We start from the raw sequence: 17,471 nt of genomic DNA, 5'->3' as shown, positions 1-17,471 counted from the left end.
TCAGATAAAGACAAACACGGGAGGAATAAAGATGACAGAGGGAAGATTTGGAAAGTTCGGTGGGCAGTACGTTCCTGAGACAGTTATGCCTGTATTGAAGGAACTGGAGGAAGCCTATAAAAAATATAAGGATGATGAGAGCTTTAAGGCAGACGTAAGATATTATCTCAACAAGTACGCCGGCAGACCTACAATGCTGTATTACGCTAAAAAGCTTACTGAGCATTATGGCAAGGCAAAGATTTATCTGAAGCGTGAGGACCTGCTTCATACAGGTGCCCATAAAATCAATAACGCTCTCGGTCAGGCACTTCTGGCCAAGCGTATGGGAAAGAAGCAGATTATTGCTGAGACGGGTGCAGGGCAGCATGGCGTCGCAACAGCAACGGCTGCGGCATTGTTTGGTCTGGACTGCTGTGTTTTTATGGGCGCACTGGATATGGAGCGTCAGAAGCTGAACGTATTCCGCATGAAGCTTCTTGGAGCAAAGGTTATACCTGTTTCAAGCGGAACCGGTACACTTAAGGATGCTACAAGTGAGGCAATCCGTTACTGGGCAGCCCATGTTGAGGATACTCATTACATAATCGGTTCAGCAGTCGGTCCTCATCCGTATCCTACAATTGTACGTGATTTTCAGTCCTGCATCGGTGAGGAAATCCGTCAGCAGATTAAAGAAGAGGCCGGCGGCCGTATTGATTACCTGCTGGCATGTGTTGGCGGCGGAAGCAATGCTATCGGTACCTTCTATGAATTCCGAAATGATAAGGATGTAAAGAAGTTCGGTATTGAAGCAGGCGGCAGGAGCGATACAAGCGGAGACAACGCGAAAACCCTTTCGGGAGCAGGAGAACCGGGTGTTCTTCATGGAGCATACAGCTACGTGCTTCAGACACCTGAGGGACAGATTGTTGAAGCATATTCTGTTTCTGCAGGCCTTGATTATCCGGGTGTCGGCCCTGAGCATTCATATTTCAAGGATGAGGGTATCGTAAAATACGTATCTGTTACTGATACAGAGGCTCTTGATGCGTTCCGGAGACTTTCAAAGCTTGAAGGTATAATTCCGGCACTGGAAAGCAGCCATGCACTTGCATATCTCGAAAAACTCATGCCGCAGACGAAAGAGGACGAGGTAGTTGTACTTTGCCTGTCGGGACGCGGTGACAAGGATGTACAGATGGTTGCAAAAATTCTGGGGGAGGGGATTGAATAATGACACGATTGGATAAAGTTCTGGCTGAACTCAAAAATCAAAATAAAAAAGGACTCTTTATATATCTGATGGCAGGAGTACCTGATGAGGCAGGTACGATTGAAGCTGTGAAGGCAGCAGAGCGTGCAGGGGCAAATGTTATAGAGCTTGGTATTCCTTTCTCGGATCCGCTGGCGGACGGACCGGTGATTCAGGAAGCAGGAATAAAAGCAATAAAGGGTGGAATGAACCTTACGAGACTGCTTGATTTAATAAAAAAGATACGCACGGAGACGCAAATTCCTCTTATTGGTATGGGATATATCAATAACATTCTTCATTACGGTGTCGAAAAATTCGTGAAGGATTTCAAGGAAGCAGGCCTCGACGGTATGATTATTCCTGACGTTCCCCATGAAGAAAGCGCGGATATAAGAGCTGTCTGCAAAAAAGAAGATTTCCACCTGATTGAGTTTGTTACTCCGGGGACAACCGTTGAACGCATGAAGGAAACATGCTCCAGCGCGGACGGCTTCATCTATGCAGTATCCGTAAACGGTGTAACCGGTGCGCGTGACGGCGGAGCACAGGCTTTCGGTCAGGCTGCCGTTATTGATTACGAAGTAATCGGTAAGGTCGCGGAGCTTGTAAAAAAAGAAACTAATGTACCTTTGGCTGTTGGCTTTGGAATCGGTTCACCGGAGGCTGCTGTTGCTGCTGCAAAGCATTCCGATGCTGTTATCGTAGGCAGCGCTGTAGTAAGCAAAATTTTGCAGAATAAGCTGGGAGAAGCGGAAAAGTTCATTGCATCACTCAGAACGGCTCTGGATGCCTAATATTTTTTGGTCTGGATTTCGCGGAGATGTTAAATAATGAATAATAACAAAATATGTATGACTCCTGCTTTGCCGGAGTACAAAAAGATAGCCAAAAAGACAAATCTTATAGCTGTTTCTGCCGAAATATCTATCGATTTGGATACTCCCGTTTCTGTTTACTATAAGCTCGTCGGTGACGGTAAGGGTTATATATTGGAGTCCGTTGATACCAGCCATCAGCAGTTCGGACGGTATTCCTTCATAGGCGCGGAGCCATTCGTCAGACTCCAGGTATTCAAAGACCACCTGATGATAAAAGAAAATGATTTGATGAAATATATGACAGGGTCGCCTGTTGAAACCATAAAGAAATATGTTTCATCATATCACCCTGCCATTGCTGACTCGGAGGTACCACTGGCTAATGGCGGTATGATCGGGTATTTCAATTATGAAATTGTTTCAACCTTTGACCGTGTACGCGGGATGGAGCTGGGAGAAAATGAGATACTTGGTCAGTTCATGATTTGCCGTGTAATGGTTATTTTTGACGCATTGAAAAATATTGCCAAGCTTGTACTGCTTACTGAAACAACTCCTGAAACTGCGCAGGAAACGTACGAGCAGGCCGTCGAAAAGATGGAGGAGCTTCAGAATAAAATATTGGCTCCGGTGGAAAAAAACGGAAAGGAAATCAAAAAGCGCAATGACAAGGTGGATTTCCTTAAGCGGTACAAAAATCCGCCTGAACGTGTTCTGAATGCTATCCGTAAAATCAAGGAGCATATTTTCGCCGGGGATATTTTTCAGGCTGTTCCATCCTTCCAGTTCACGGAGAAGATTACAAAGCCGGCATTCCATTTTTACCGCAGGCTTCGCCAGGTAAATCCTTCTCCGTACATGTTTTATCTGAATTTTGGAAGAGTAAAGCTCGTGGGAGCATCACCGGAACGGCTTGTGAAGGTTGAAGGAGATAAGGTTTATACTTATCCGATTGCCGGGACAAGACGCAGAGGCCGTGATGATGAGGAAGATAAGGCATTGGCAATAGACCTTGCAGCTGATGTGAAGGAATGTGCGGAGCATTCCATGCTGGTGGATTTGGCGAGAAATGATATCGGAAGAATAAGTCTTCCGGGAACGGTAAAGGTAACAAAGCTGAGAGCGATTGAAAAGTTCAGCCATGTAATTCACATGGTATCCGAGGTCGTCGGAACGCTCCGCCCGGAATATACTCCCATGGATGTATTGAAAGCCGCGTTTCCTGCAGGAACTGTCAGCGGAGCACCTAAGCTGAGAGCCATGGAAATTATCCATGAGCTTGAACCTGTACGCAGGGAAAGCTATGCAGGATGTGTCGGATATCTTGATTTCTGCGGCAATATGGATGTCTGTATTACCCTGAGAACAATGCGGATAGAGGACGACAGCAAGGCATTTATACAGTCAGGAGCAGGTATTGTTGCGGATTCTGTGCCTGAAAAAGAATACAATGAGTTTTTGCAGAAATCAAAGGCTCTGTTCGAGGTTGTAGAGGAGGTGGAAAACGATGTTGTTGCTTTTAGATAATTACGATTCATTTACCTACAACGTCTACCAGCTTCTTTCTGAATTGGGGGCAGATGTTGATGTTGTACGGCATGATAAAATTCGTGTAGCCGACGTTGCAACACGGGGCTACGAAGCAATCGTTATTTCACCCGGCCCCGGTGAGCCCAAGGATGCAGGAATAACTGAGGATTTGATTGGCAGTCTTAAGGGGAAGCTGCCTATACTCGGAATTTGTCTTGGGCATCAGGCTATAGGTGAGGTCTTTGGCGCAAAAATTGTGCGTGCAAAGGAAATCATTCATGGAAAGGTATCAAAAATCAAGCATAACGGCAAGGGGATATATGAAGGAGTATCTCAGGGTGCCGAAATAGGACGATATCATTCATTGATTATTGACCGCGAAACCCTGCCTGACTGCCTTGAGGTTACAAGTGAGCTTGAAGGTGGAATGATTATGGGGGTAAAGCACAAAAAATATGATGTGCAGGGAATACAGTTCCATCCTGAATCCATTCTTACTCCGGAAGGCCCGCTTATGATGAAAAACTGGCTGAAGAGTATTAAACGCTGATTTTGAAATTGAACCCAATCTCACTGAAATTTAAGAGTGAAGCTATTGCTTTACTTTATTTCAGCAGAGATTGGGCTTTTTTGTTTTTGACAAACGCCGACAGATGAAGTTTTGCCTACGGCAAAACTGGAACGAAGGCGTTATAACTCGGCAGGAAATCTCTCACTGCCTTGTTAAAACGCTGACAGAGGAAGTTTTACCACTGGTAAAACTTGAACGAATGCGTTATAATTATACTAATTGATTTGATCGGTTGTTTTTTACTATTTGCAAATTGAACGGATCGGACAGAAAACAAAAAATTAAATATATGGAGGTGCAGTTTTTTGGGTAAAGAACCACAAAAAGTGCAGATTATTCCGTTGGGCGGATTAGGCGAAATCGGAAAGAATATGACCGTTATCCAGTACGAGGATGATATTCTTCTGATTGACGCCGGATTAATGTTCCCTGATGAAGATATGCTTGGTATTGATTTAGTTATTCCTGATATAACATATCTTTTGGAGAACAGTGATAAAGTTAGAGGTATTGTTTTGACACATGGGCATGAGGATCATATTGGTGCGCTGCCGTATGTGCTGAAGCAGATTGATGTTCCGGTTTATGGAACGCGGCTTACGCTGGGTATTTTAGAGGGCCGTTTGAAGGAAAATAATGTTGACTGCGGCAATCTTCATGCTGTTATGCCGGGTGACATCATAAATGCCGGCTGCTTTAGTGTTGGGTTTATTCGTGTTAATCACAGTATCCCGGATGCAGTTGGCTTGTCCATAAAGACACCGCTGGGAATGATTGTGCATACAGGCGATTTTAAGCTTGATTACACTCCTATTGATGGGAAAATGACAGATTTCAAGCGTTTTTCCGATTTAGGAAACAAAGGCGTTCTTCTTATGATGGCTGACAGTACAAACGCTGAAAAAGAAGGACATACTTCAAGCGAGCGTACGGTTGGTATTGCTTTTGACAAGGCTTTTCATAATGCAAAACAGCGTATTATAGTTGCAACATTTTCCTCAAATGTACACCGCATCCAGCAGGTAATTGATACTGCATGCAGGTACAAGAGGAAGGTTGCCATACTTGGAAGAAGTATGGTTAACGTCGTAAATATTTCTCTGGAGCTTGGTTATATTCATGCTCCGGAAGGTACTCTTATTGATATTGATGAAATCGGAAACTACACCGGTTCGCAGGTTGTTATCATTACGACAGGAAGTCAGGGAGAGCCGATGTCGGCACTTACCCGTATGGCAATGTCTGACCATCGTAAGGTGAACATTGTTCCGGGTGATACGATAATTATTTCCGCTACCCCTATACCGGGAAATGAAAAATTAGTATCCCGTACTGTTGACAATCTTTTGAAGCTTGGCGCAAATGTAATATACGGAAGAAATGAAGGAATTCATGTTTCCGGTCACGCAAGTCAGGAAGAACTTAAGCTTATGCACAATCTGGTTCGTCCTAAGTTCTTTATGCCGGTTCATGGTGAATACCATCATTTGGTTAAGCATGCAAAATTGGCCCGTGACTTGGGAATGCCGAAGGAAAATATTTTCATAGGCGAAAACGGGCAGATTTTGGAAATTACAAAAGAAAAAGGTGCTTTAACCGGAAAGGTTACTGCAGGCCGTGTTCTGGTTGATGGTCTTGGCGTTGGAGACGTTGGAAATATCGTTCTTCGTGACCGCCGCCAGCTTTCCCAGGATGGAATCCTGATTATTGTTCTTACAATGAACAAGCAGACCGGAGAAGTCTTGTCAGGACCTGATATTGTTTCACGCGGATTCGTGTATGTACGTGAGTCCGAGGCTTTGATGGATGAAGCACGTGAGCGGGTAGAACAGGCACTTGAGCGTTGTCAGGATAGTAATATTACGGAGTGGGCTGCGATTAAGTCGAATGTTCGTGATGCACTTGGCCGCTATCTTTTCGAAAAGACGCGCCGGCGTCCGATGATACTTCCGATTATTATGGAAGTGTAAGAATATGTATTGGGCTGCCGCCCGGAAATATCCGGAGGCAGCCTTTTTGAATGTTAGTGAATAATCTCTTACCGTTTGAATCTTTTTGTAAAGAAGGGGTATTGTCTATGGCCGATTGCAAGTTTGTACACCTGCATGTTCATACAGAGTATAGTCTCCTTGATGGTGCAAGCAGAATTCCTGATTTAATAGCACGTGTGAAAGAACTGGGAATGAATGCTGTTGCTATCACAGACCATGGCAATATGTATGGTGCCGTAACCTTTTATAAAGAAGCTGTAAAAGCAGGTATTAAGCCTATTATCGGGTGTGAGGTATATTTAGCACCACGGTCAAGAAAAGAAAAATACGAGGTTGATCATACCCGTTATTATCATCTGATTCTTCTGGCAGAAAATGAGACAGGCTACAGAAATCTTGTTAAACTGGTTTCTCTGGCAAATACAGAGGGAATGTACTATAAACCTCGGATAGATAAGGAGCTTTTACGCCAATATCACGATGGATTGATTTGTCTGTCGGCCTGCATAGCTGGGGAAATACCGCATTCACTTATACAGGACAATCCTGAAAAGGCGGATAATCTGGTAAAAGAGTATATCGAGATATTTGGAAAGGATAACTTTTTCATTGAACTTCAGGATCATGGAATACCTGAGGAGAAAAAGGTTATACCGTCACTTATCGCTTTAGCTGAGAAATATGACCTGGGTGTCGTAGCGACAAATGACGCTCATTATGTACGGAAGGAAGATGCTGAGGCACAGGATGTTCTTTTGTGCATTCAGACAGGTAAAACGATTGATGATCCCGGAAGAATGAGATTTAAGGGTGATTCTTTTTACATAAAATCAGAAGAGGAAATGGAAGCGCTCTTTCCCGATAACCCGGAATTTTTGTCGAATACTGCGAAGATTGCCGAGCGATGCAATGTAAACTTTACCTTTGGGAACCATTTTTTGCCGAGATTTCCTCTTCCTGACGGAATGACAGATGAGCAATATCTCAGAAAACTCTGCGAGGAAAATATTTCTTCGAGATATCCGGATATCACTGATGAAGTGAAGCAGAGAATGGATTATGAACTGGAAATCATCCATCGAATGGGATTTGACAGCTATTTCCTGATTGTATGGGATTATATTAACTTTTCGCGTTCACAGGGTATTGCAGTCGGTCCGGGGCGAGGAAGCGCGGCCGGAAGTATTGTTGCCTATGTTTTGGGTATTACTGACCTTGATCCTTTAAAATATAAGCTCCTTTTTGAGCGTTTTTTGAATCCTGAACGTGTTTCTATGCCTGATATTGACGTGGATTTTTGTTACATAAGACGCAAGGAGGTTATAGAATACGTAAAGAAACGCTACGGAACCGACCATGTTGCACAGATTATAACCTTCGGCACTATGGCCGCAAGGGGTGCCGTGCGTGATGTGGGCAGAGTTTTGAATATGCCTTATTCAGAGGTTGATGAGGTAGCAAAGCTGATTCCTACAGAACTGGGAATAACATTGGAAAAGGCGTTAAATGATTCCCAGGATTTGAAACGCAAGTATGAGGGCAGTTCGCAGATCAGAAGATTGATTGACCTGGCAAGAGCTATAGAAGGTCTTCCGAGGCAGTCATCTACACATGCAGCCGGAATTGTTATTGCCCGTGATGCTTTAACAGAATATATGCCGGTACAGCAGGCAGATGACGGCACTTTGATTACTGAATATGATAAAGACCTCGTAGAGCAGCTGGGGCTGCTCAAAATGGACTTCCTCGGTCTCAGAACCTTGACCGTTATTGCTGATACTATCGCTAATATCAAGAAATCAACAGGCGAGGATTTTGATGTCAGGACGATTCCTTCCCGGGATGAAAAGACCGCGCAGATGCTATGCGAAGGGAAAACGGGGGCTGTATTCCAGATGGAATCCGCAGGAATGACAGCTCTTGTGAAGGATATTCATCCAGCAGGATTTGAAGACCTTATTCCGACTGTTGCGCTTTACCGGCCCGGTCCATTGGGAAGCGGAATGGTTCAGGACTTCATTGAAGGCCGCAGAGGTAAAAAGAAGGTAACGTATCTGCATCCTTTACTTGAGCCGATATTAAAAGAAACCTTCGGCGTCATTCTTTATCAGGAGCAGGTTATGCAAATCGTTCAGGTGCTTGCCGGATTTTCTCTGGGGCAGGCTGACCTTTTGCGGCGGGCGATGGGACATAAGGAACCTGAGCTTTTGATGAAGCAGAAGGAAGTCTTTTTGAAGGGCGCGGTAGCCAATCAAATAGACAGCAAACTGGCTGAACGTATTTTTGAGCTGTTAACTCATTTCGCAAACTATGGATTTAATAAGTCACACAGTGCGGCATATGCGTTGGTTGCGTGGCAGACTGCTTACTTAAAAGCACATTATCCTGCTGAATTTATGGCAGCTATGCTCACAAGCGTTGTCGATTTTAATGATAAGGTAACGACTTATATTGAGTTAGCGAAAAAAATGGGGATACAGATTCTTCCCCCGGATATTAACGCCAGCAGTGCTACATTTTCCGTGGATTCACAGGCAATCCGTTTTGGCCTTGCGGCTGTCAGAAATATTGGAATGGCAGCTATTACACAAATCGAAAAGGTCAGAGCAGATGGCGGAGCTTTCAAGTCGTTATCTGATTTCTGTGAGCGCATTGATTCATCTGTTATAAATAAAAGGGTATTGGAAAGTCTGATAAAATGCGGTGCGTTTGATTCTTTTGGTGTAAAAAGGTCGCAAATGCTGGTAGTTTGCGGAAAAATCATCGACAATGCCGCAAGACTGCAAAAAGACCATGCAAATGGCCAGATTGGGCTGTTTTCGGATGAGGCAATTGAGGACGCTATAGAAATCACATATCCTGACATCCCTGAGGAGTCATTTGACAAAATTCTTTCATGGGAAAAGGAGCTTATAGGATTTTATATCTCAGGACATCCTTTGGATGCTTACAGGGATTTGGTAAATAATCTTGTTCCGATACGAGATATAATTTCCGGTCAAAAGAAGGATCGCCAGCTTATCCGTGTCGCAGGAATTATTTCCTCTGTAAAACGTATGACGACAAAAAAAGGCGATACGATGGCGTTTGCATCAATTTCTGACTTTACCAATGGGGTAGAATGTGTAGTATTTCCTAATGTTTTTTACGACAATATGGATTTACTTGTAGATGATTCGCTGGTCGTCTTACAGGGACGTGTCAATACGACTGATACAGGTGCAAAGATAATTGTTGAATGGATAAAATCGATCAAGGACTATCAGTTTGAATATTACATCACCGTACCGGAGGGAATGGCCAATGATGAAAATTTTGCCAAATTGAATGATATCTTTGCGAAAAACCACGGAAATCACGTCGTATATTTATTTATTAAAGACAAAAATCAAAAAATAAAAACCAATGCTTCCTATTGGATGAACGACAGTGCGGATATTATAGCTGCTGTTGAAAATCTGTTTGGTAAGGGAAGTATTCTTAAACGTTGACAAGGTGATACATAACTTGAAGTGGCTGAATAAATCAAAAAAAATAAAGTTTTTAAGTATTGTCATTGGATTGAGTATGTTCTTCATGGGTAGCAGATATGCAGCCTGTGAGGGACAGGTTATGACTAATAATATATCCGGTACGGATGATTTCGCTTATTACGTTTCGGCTAATGATGCGCTTCCTTCTGTTACGGCAAAATCTGCTATAGTGATAGAGGCGTTGACAGGGCGGGTTCTTTATTCGCGTAATGCTGATGCATTGTGTTATCCTGCGAGCACGACGAAAATAATGACGCTGATTATGGCACTTGAAAAAGGAAATCTTGATGATGTAACAAAGGTAAGCGTCAATGCGGCTGATACGGAAGGCTCAACTGTCTGGCTGGAATATGATGAGCGTGTCAGGATTAGAGATTTATTGTATGGGATGATGCTGGTTTCGGGAAATGACGCGGCAGCTGCGATAGCTGAGCATTATATGGGAAGCAGCGCAAATTATGCCGAAAAAATGACAAAACGTGCACATGAACTTGGCGCGGTGCATACCAACTTCAGGAATGTTTCCGGGCTGCCTGATCCGCAGCATTATACCACGGCACGGGATTTGGCAATGCTTACGGCATACGGTTATTCAATTCCGGGGTTTGAGAATATTGTTTCCTCAAAAAATCACATGATGCTGCGGGAGCGAGAACCGTATAACAGAGACGTTGAAAATGAAAATATTCTTTTGTGGATATACAATGGAGCGAATGGTGTAAAAACAGGATATACTGATGACGCGGGAAGATGTCTTGTTTCTGCCGCCAAAAGAAATGGAATTCAGCTCATAGCGGTTGTCTTTGACAGCCTGTATATGTGGAATGACTCTATTGCTATGCTGAATTACGGTTTTCAAAATATCGAGCCTGTAACGGTCGTAAAAAAAGGCAGCAAAGCAGCAGCTGTGCCGGTACGTGGCGGCAGCAAGAAGATGGTTGACCTGGTAGCCGAGGATTCGGTTGTCCTGCCGAAGTGCAAAACAGACCGGGATAAATACGATGTTAAATATGATGTTCCGGATTCCCTGAATGCGGGAATACATCGCGGAGATGTTGTCGGAAATGAAATCATCTTGTACAATGGAAAACAAGTTGCTTCTGTTTCGCTGATTGCATCAGAGTCAATTGAACGTAAATCATTGTTCAGGCTTATATATTCGCTGTTTACTTGATTTGAAGGAGAATTGTGTGGAAAGACTGCAGAAAATTTTAGCGCAGGCAGGGATTGCATCCCGCCGTGAGGCAGAAAAAATAATTCTGGCCGGACGAGTTACGGTTGACGGCGAGGTCATTGACAGCCTGGGCTATAAGACCGAATTAGAGGGCCATACAATACTTGTTGACGGAAATCCCATTGAACGTAAAGAAGCTCTTGTTTACTATATGTTGAATAAACCGAAGGGATATATTTCAACAGTAAAGGATGACCGCGGACGGAAAACAGTCATAGACCTTTTCCCCGAAGTAAAAGAGCGGATTTTCCCTATCGGTAGACTTGACGGAAATACAGAAGGATTGCTGCTGTTTACCAATGACGGCAGTCTGATGAACGGACTTCTGCATCCGAAATATGAAGTTTATAAAACCTATGTTGCTTTAGTAGAAGGTATTCCGACCGATAAAGAAATCCTGATGCTGAAAAACGGCATAGAGCTTTCCGACGGAATGACCGCTCCTGCGGGCGTAAGGATTCTTTTTCGTGATATACCCAACAACCGAACAAAGCTGGAAATAATGATTCACGAAGGAAGAAACCGACAGGTACGCCGTATGTGCGAGGCTGTGGGGCACCCTGTTAACAGCCTTAAACGTACAGAATTCGCGGGGCTTAATCTTTCAGGATTAAAACGAGGTATGCATCGTCCCTTAACTGAAGAAGAAATCAGAAGCTTGTACGAATTAAGCGGTACGGAGGAAAAGAAATAATGAGCCGGGTACTTGTAATTGGCGGAGGCCCTGCCGGAATGATGGCGGCAATTGCTGCAGCCCGTAACGGAGCTGATGTGTGTCTGCTGGAAAAGACTGACCGCGTAGGCAAAAAGATGCGCATAACAGGAAAGGGCCGGTGCAACATAACAAATGCTGCCGATATGCAGGAGATAATAAAAAATATTCCTGGTAACGGTGCTTTTCTGCATAGTGTATTTAAGGCCTTTGATAATCAGGACGTTATTCAGTTTTTTGAAGATGCTTCTGTGCCCACAAAGGTTGAACGCGGTGGCAGAGTTTTTCCTGTCAGTGACCATGCGGATGACTGCGTTAATGCGATGCTTCATGAATTGCATGAAGCAGGAGTAGAGGTAGCAGTAAAATCAGAAGTAAAGCATATTGTCTTTCATAAACAGAAGGTCACAGGCGTCCAGCTGAAGGACGGAGAAATACTTGAGGCAGATGCAGTAATTCTTGCCGCCGGTGGGGCTTCATATCCCAAAACCGGTTCCGATGGCAGCGGGGCAGAGCTCGCAAAGGAAGCAGGGCACACAATCATCCCACTGCTGCCTGCACTCATCCCGCTTGAATCCGAAGAAGAATGGGTGGCTGAGCTTCAGGGACTGTCTCTGAAAAATGTGCATGTGGATTTGCTGGTGGACGGTGAAAAAACTGCTGACGCATTTGGCGAAATGATGTTCACGCATTTTGGTGTTACGGGGCCGATAATTCTCACGTTGAGCAGAACTGCCGCTTTTGCCCTGCATGACGAAAAAGAAGTGGAGCTGGAGCTCAGCTTAAAGCCCGCGCTTACTCCGGAACAGCTTCAAAAAAGAGTTGAAAGGGATTTTGAGCTGTATCAGAAAAAATCAATAAAAAATGCCATGCACGATTTACTTCCAATGAGAATGATTCCGATAATACTGGATTTGGCGTTTATTGACCCGGACAAGCCTGTAAACCAGCTTACCCGTGCTGAGCGCTTCAGAATTGTAAATCTTTTGCAGCATCTGACTATCAGTATTTCAAAGACACGGCCTTTGGATGAAGCGATTGTCACCTGCGGGGGCGTATCTGTTAAGGAAGTTAATCCCAAAACAATGGAATCAAAAATCATCAAAGGACTTTATTTTGCAGGTGAAGTTTTGGATATAGACGGATTCACCGGAGGCTATAATCTCCAGGCAGCATTTTCTATGGGCTATGCTGCAGGAAACTGGAGTGTTTGGAACATGGACGAAAATTAAAAGCTGTATCACTAATAATGAGTGGAGTGATTCCTTTGAACAAGACTATAGCAAAAGTAAAAAACGGCATACACGGAACTATCGTTATTCCGGGAGACAAATCGGTATCTCACCGCAGTTTGATGATTTCTGCTTTATGTGACGGTCAAACTGTACATGTGAAAAACTTTCTTCGTTCTGCAGACTGCCTCTCAACATTGGAGGCAATTCGTGCACTTGGTGTAACGGTCAAGGAAAATGAGGATAATTCCCTTGACATTACAGGTGTCGGGCTTCAGGGGCTGCAGGAACCGCAGACTATTGTTGATGCAGGAGATTCAGGAACGCTTCTTCGTCTTATGATGGGGCTTCTGGCGGCACAGCCGTTTTTGACAACGTTTACAGGTGACGCGGCACTTCATAAGAGACCAATGGGGCGTGTTATTAAACCGCTTGAGATGATGGGCGCAAAAATCGTGGGGCGCAAAGACAATACACTTCTTCCCATAACGATTCTTCCAAATGAAAAGAAGAACTTCCATGGGATAACCTACGAGATGCCTGTTGCAAGCGCACAGGTGAAATCTGCGATTCTTTTGGCGGCGCTTACTGCCGGAGTTGAAGTTAAAATCATTGAACCGGTTCCTTCAAGAAACCATACGGAATGTATGATGCGTGCTTTTGGAATAAATGTTGAAACAAACGGCAATGAGGTAGTTTTTCATCCTGCTGAGAGACTGCAGGGTCCGAAGACTATTGAAGTACCGGGTGACATAAGCTCAGCCGCTTTTTGGCTTGTAGCAGGCAGCATAATTCCGAACAGCTCAATAGTCTTAAAGAATGTCGGAGTAAATCCGTCCAGAACAGGTATTCTCGATGTTTTGCGTGATATGGGCGCGGATATTGTCGAAACGAACCGTTATGAAAGCGGCGGAGAGGCTATTGCAGACATTCACGTCAAAAGCGCAAAACTGCATGGAACTGCATTCGGGAAGGATATCATGCCGAGACTTATAGATGAAATTCCTATAATCGCGGTCGCCGCTCTGTTTGCCGAAGGAGAAACCAAAATAACCGGAGCAGAAGAGCTTCGCGTAAAGGAAACAGACAGGCTCCATGCGATAGCTGAAGAGTTTAACAAGCTTGCTCCGGCGATTACTGAACTGGAGGATGGCCTGATTATAAAGGGCGGACTCCCGTTAAAAAATTCAGAAGCATTTTCATATGATGACCACAGGATTGCAATGGCTCTTGCAATTGCCGGTGCAGCCGGAGAAGGTGTAGAAATCTCACATCCTGAGTGTGTTAATATTTCATATCCGGAATTTTATGATACACTTTCAAATGTACAGATTTAATAAATAAACAAAGAGGTAACGGAAGATGAAGAAATTAGTAATTGCCATTGATGGACCGGCAGGCGCCGGGAAAAGCACAATTGCAAAAATTTTATCAGAGAAGCTCGGATATGTTTATATCGATACCGGTGCAATGTACCGCGCCGTATCATGGGCTGTGCTTAAATCCGGAAAGGATGTAACCGAGGAAAATATTCTTGCAGTAGCCAAGGATATAGAGGTTCGTCTTGAAAACACAGACAGCGGACTGCATGTCTTTGCTGATGGCAATGATATTACAAATGAAATCCGTACTCCGGAAGTCACCAAGATTGTATCCATGGTTGCTATGCTTGCGCCTGTTCGTGAAAAAATGGTTCATCTTCAGCGCAAAATGGCTGAAAAAGGTGCTGTTGTAATGGACGGACGTGATATTGCATCGCATGTTCTTCCGAATGCTGATCTAAAGATTTTCCTCACAGCTTCAATCGAAGAGCGCGCTTCACGCAGATATAAGGAAATGGCTGCAAAGGGATTTGATGTTGAGCTTTCTGAGCTTCAAAAGGATATTGCGGCGCGTGATAAGGCTGACAGTGAGAGAAAGGTTTCACCGCTTGTCAAAGTTCCGGAGGCAGTCCTCGTAGATACAACCGGAATGACTATAGATGAAGTTGTTGAGAAAATTTTGGATATGTGCAGGTGATTCACTGTGTATCATTTTTTGCAGATTTTTTTCACGTGGCTTTTTTCCCGCGTATTTCATGCAGAAATAATCGGGACAGAAAATATGCCTGAAAGCGGTGGAGTTATTCTTGCGGCTAATCATATGAGCAACTGGGATCCGCCTTTTTTGGCAACATTTTTGTCCAGACCGGTTGCCTACATGGCAAAGAAGGAATTGTTTCAGATTCCAATATTCAGCGCTGCTATCAGAAGCTGTCATTCATTCCCGGTCAACCGCGGTGCTGCGGACCGAAGCGCATTAAAGGCTGCTGTCAAAGAACTGAACTCGGGTAATTGTGTCGGAATGTTTCCTGAGGGAACACGCAGCAAAGACGGCAAGGTTCACAAAGCAGAATCCGGTATTGCTTTGATTGCGGCTATGACAAAGGTGCCGGTGGTTCCGGCAGCTATCATAGGTACGAATGAAATTTTTTCATCAAAGAATTTTTTTCCACACCTAAAAATTATTTATGGTAAACCGCTTTTTTTTGAAGGCACAAGCAAAAATAAAGATGAATTGCAGAAGTTTTCGCAAAAAATTATGGAAGAAATTACAAAAATGAAAAATAATCATAGCAATAAATGATGAATTTATGGTATACTGTTCACTAGATTGTAAAAGGCAAGGTGTAAAAAGAATCTCATGGAAGTAATTTTAGCTGAATATTTAGGCTTTTGTTACGGCGTTAAACGTGCGATTCATTTGGCGCGCACCAATGCTGCGCCCGGGCCTGCCAATACATTGGGGCCGATTATTCATAATCCGCAAATGGTTTCGAGACTTGCGGATGAAGGTGTCGGGACAGTCAATTCGCTTGACGAAATTCCTGACAATGGAACGGTTATTATTCGTTCTCATGGTGTTGGCCCGCAGATTTATGAAGAAGCAAAACGTCGTAATCTGAATGTTGTTGATGCAACCTGTCCGCATGTCAAGAAGGCTCAGATGGCGGCACATTCCCTGTTTGAGGATGGCCTGCAGGTTGTAATCATCGGAGAGAAGTGTCATCCTGAAGTTCGGAGCATTATGGAATGGTCGGGAGAGGGCGCTTATGTCATCGAATCAGAAGCTGAAGCTGATGAACTGCCGAAGATTGGTAAGCTGGGAGTTGTCGCACAAACGACATTTTCCGGAGCCAAATTCCAGAAGATAGTTTCACGGCTTTTACTGAAATCAGATGACATACATATCATACGTACGATTTGCACAGCAACAGACCAGCGTCAGAAGGCCGCCATTGACCTTGCGCGTCAGGTGGACATGATGCTTGTAATCGGAGGCAAGAACAGTGCCAATACGACACGGCTTGCCCAGCTTTGTTCGAAGGAAACCATTACCCATCATATAGAGACTGCAACTGAACTTCGTGATGAATGGTTTACAAATATAAAAAAAATTGGTATCACAGCCGGTGCGTCTACGCCTGACTGGATTATCAAGGAGGTATATCAAAAGTGCAGGACATGGCATCATTGTTAGAAGAAGAGGAATTAAAAAACATTCAGGAGCATGAGGTTGTACAGGGAACAGTCATTCAGGTTAGCCACAACGAAGCTTTCGTTGATATCGGAGCTAAACAGGAAATTCCAATTCCGAAGAATGAATTAGCTTATCCGGCTCCGGAATCCGCTAAGGATGTTGTTAGCGTCGGAGACGTCATTGATGTATTTGTTGTTTCCAAAGGCGGAGAGAACGGATATGTTCTTTCCAAGGTAAAGGCTGACAAGCTGGCAGCATGGAAGGATTTCGATGGTATTGTTGACCGCCAGGAAGTTCTTTCTGCTACAGTTACGCAGGTTGTCAAGGGTGGACTCGTCGCAGCTGTGAAAGGCCTTCGTGCGTTCATTCCTGCTTCCCAGGTTGAGCTTCATTTCGTAAAGGATCTCAACGTATACGTTGGACAGACTATTGAAGCACTTCCTATCGAATGCGATATTAAGAAACAGCGTCTGGTTCTTTCGCGCCGTAAGCTTTTGGAGCAGGCTCGTGAAGAGAAGCAGGCTGCTCTCTTTGAAACGCTTGAGGATGGGCAGACACTTCACGGTACTGTCAAGCGCCTTGTTGATTATGGTGCATTTATTGATATCGGTGGAGTTGACGGTCTGTGCCATATCTCTGATATCTCCTGGGATCGTGTAAAACATCCATCTGATGTCCTTAAGGTTGGACAGGAACTTGATGTTTATGTTAAGAATTTTGATCCGGATACAAAGCGTATTTCGCTTAGCATCAAAGAAACTGTTGAGGATCCATGGTTCGCACGTGTTGAGCGCTATGCAGAGGGTCAGACAATCACCGGCAAGGTGATTAAGCTTACTGATTTCGGTGCATTTATGGAAATTGAGCCGGGCTTTGACGGACTTATTCCTATGGGTGAGCTTTCCGAAAAACGTATCGCACGTGCTGATGAAGCAGTTCACACAGGCGATGAGGTTTCTGTCAAGATTCTTCACATTGACAAGAAGCGTAAACGCATTTCCCTTAGCATAACAAAAGCAGCGCATGATGCTGAAAACGAAGGCTGATTGCGAAATTTAGTTTCATATCTGAGAATGGATGGAGGAGTGATGGTC

General features: G+C 44.1%; 14 protein-coding genes. All 14 read left to right on the top strand.

From position 1 onward, the window contains the following. Positions 1 to 31: 31 nt before the first annotated feature. The 14 genes from trpB to rpsA all read left to right on the top strand — a co-directional run bounded on the left by trpB (position 32) and on the right by rpsA (position 17,423). On the top strand, positions 32 to 1,216 hold the full coding sequence (trpB, locus tag BUA83_RS05220) for a tryptophan synthase subunit beta (RefSeq protein WP_072935156.1): 1,185 nt from the start codon (positions 32 to 34) through the stop codon (positions 1,214 to 1,216). Further along, positions 1,213 to 2,031, top strand: a complete 819-nt coding sequence (trpA, locus tag BUA83_RS05215) for a tryptophan synthase subunit alpha (RefSeq protein WP_094756484.1) — start codon at positions 1,213 to 1,215, stop codon at positions 2,029 to 2,031. Before trpB ends, trpA begins: the two co-directional genes overlap by 4 nt. Before the next feature lie 36 nt (positions 2,032 to 2,067). Then, a complete protein-coding gene (locus BUA83_RS05210) occupies positions 2,068 to 3,582 on the top strand; it encodes an anthranilate synthase component I family protein (RefSeq protein ID WP_407695186.1) in 1,515 nt (504 codons plus the stop codon). Beyond that, positions 3,563 to 4,135, top strand: coding sequence for an anthranilate synthase component II (locus BUA83_RS05205; protein WP_072935154.1), 573 nt, complete (start codon positions 3,563 to 3,565; stop codon positions 4,133 to 4,135). Before BUA83_RS05210 ends, BUA83_RS05205 begins: the two co-directional genes overlap by 20 nt. Positions 4,136 to 4,461: 326 nt before the next feature. Then, positions 4,462 to 6,126, top strand: a complete 1,665-nt coding sequence (locus BUA83_RS05200; protein ID WP_094756483.1) for a ribonuclease J — start codon at positions 4,462 to 4,464, stop codon at positions 6,124 to 6,126. Between the two features lie 107 nt (positions 6,127 to 6,233). Beyond that, positions 6,234 to 9,638, top strand: coding sequence for a DNA polymerase III subunit alpha (locus tag BUA83_RS05195; protein ID WP_072935152.1), 3,405 nt, complete (start codon positions 6,234 to 6,236; stop codon positions 9,636 to 9,638). Between the two features lie 121 nt (positions 9,639 to 9,759). Further along, complete coding sequence (locus BUA83_RS05190; RefSeq protein WP_159430479.1) at positions 9,760 to 10,854, top strand: D-alanyl-D-alanine carboxypeptidase family protein; 1,095 nt, start codon at positions 9,760 to 9,762, stop codon at positions 10,852 to 10,854. A gap of 16 nt (positions 10,855 to 10,870) precedes the next feature. Beyond that, positions 10,871 to 11,608 (top strand): pseudouridine synthase, encoded by a 738-nt coding sequence (locus tag BUA83_RS05185; protein ID WP_072935151.1) that lies wholly within the window; start codon positions 10,871 to 10,873, stop codon positions 11,606 to 11,608. Beyond that, a complete protein-coding gene (locus tag BUA83_RS05180) occupies positions 11,608 to 12,858 on the top strand; it encodes a BaiN/RdsA family NAD(P)/FAD-dependent oxidoreductase (protein WP_072935150.1) in 1,251 nt (416 codons plus the stop codon). The genes BUA83_RS05185 and BUA83_RS05180 overlap by 1 nt, the downstream gene beginning before the upstream one ends. 17 nt (positions 12,859 to 12,875) lie before the next feature. Then, the gene (gene aroA / locus BUA83_RS05175) at positions 12,876 to 14,195 is read left to right on the top strand and encodes a 3-phosphoshikimate 1-carboxyvinyltransferase (RefSeq protein WP_072935404.1); all 1,320 of its coding nucleotides are present in this window, start codon (positions 12,876 to 12,878) and stop codon (positions 14,193 to 14,195) included. Between the two features lie 25 nt (positions 14,196 to 14,220). Continuing rightward, positions 14,221 to 14,877 carry a (d)CMP kinase gene (cmk, locus tag BUA83_RS05170; protein ID WP_072935149.1) on the top strand — a complete coding sequence of 219 codons (657 nt, stop codon included), beginning with the start codon at positions 14,221 to 14,223 and terminating at the stop codon, positions 14,875 to 14,877. 6 nt (positions 14,878 to 14,883) lie between these two features. Next, the gene (locus BUA83_RS05165) at positions 14,884 to 15,483 is read left to right on the top strand and encodes a lysophospholipid acyltransferase family protein (RefSeq protein ID WP_072935148.1); all 600 of its coding nucleotides are present in this window, start codon (positions 14,884 to 14,886) and stop codon (positions 15,481 to 15,483) included. A 57-nt stretch (positions 15,484 to 15,540) separates the two neighbouring features. After that, positions 15,541 to 16,377, top strand: a complete 837-nt coding sequence (gene ispH / locus BUA83_RS05160; protein WP_072935147.1) for a 4-hydroxy-3-methylbut-2-enyl diphosphate reductase — start codon at positions 15,541 to 15,543, stop codon at positions 16,375 to 16,377. Beyond that, positions 16,362 to 17,423 carry a 30S ribosomal protein S1 gene (gene rpsA / locus BUA83_RS05155; protein WP_072935403.1) on the top strand — a complete coding sequence of 354 codons (1,062 nt, stop codon included), beginning with the start codon at positions 16,362 to 16,364 and terminating at the stop codon, positions 17,421 to 17,423. The genes ispH and rpsA overlap by 16 nt, the downstream gene beginning before the upstream one ends. Positions 17,424 to 17,471 lie beyond the last annotated feature (48 nt).

The organism is Schwartzia succinivorans DSM 10502, from assembly GCF_900129225.1.
Classification (GTDB): Bacteria; Bacillota; Negativicutes; order Selenomonadales; family Selenomonadaceae; genus Schwartzia; species Schwartzia succinivorans.
The sequence above is the reverse complement of the archived record's forward strand: the minus strand, read 5'-3'. Positions and strand labels throughout refer to the sequence as shown.